The sequence below is a fragment of the Agrobacterium burrii genome, from assembly GCF_017313405.1.
Taxonomy (GTDB): domain Bacteria; phylum Pseudomonadota; class Alphaproteobacteria; order Rhizobiales; family Rhizobiaceae; genus Agrobacterium; species Agrobacterium burrii.
On record NZ_JAFLNA010000033.1, the window covers coordinates 1 to 383 of the forward strand.

The window sequence follows — 383 nt, forward strand, 5'->3', positions numbered from 1 at the left end:
GGATGCATGATCATGTTCTTCCACACCAAAGCTGCGACAGGCGGCATGACGAAGAAGGGCGAGATGATCATGATGCGGACGATGCCCTGACCGAAAATGTCATTGTCGAGCAAGAGCGCAATGGCGATGCCGCCGATGACGGTGATCAACAGCACGCCGCCGACGATCAACAGCGTGTTCCAGATCGACTGGAAGAAGGCCGGGTCGGTGTAGAAATACTGGTAATTGAACAGGCCGGCAAAGCTGACATTGGCCGGGTTGAGGAGATTGTAGTTCTGGAACGAGAACCACAGGGTCATCGCCAGGGGCACGATCATCCACACCAGCAATAACAGCACCGATGGCGCAAGCATTACCCGCGCAAGGCCGCTCGTGTTTCGTGT

Annotated in this window: 1 protein-coding gene; it reads right to left on the bottom strand. The window is 55.9% G+C overall.

Features of this window, described 5'->3' with window-relative positions; all coding sequences use genetic code 11:
- A partial coding sequence (locus JZX89_RS29005) for a carbohydrate ABC transporter permease (RefSeq protein WP_246746827.1) occupies positions 1–383 on the bottom strand: 383 nt, incomplete at both ends.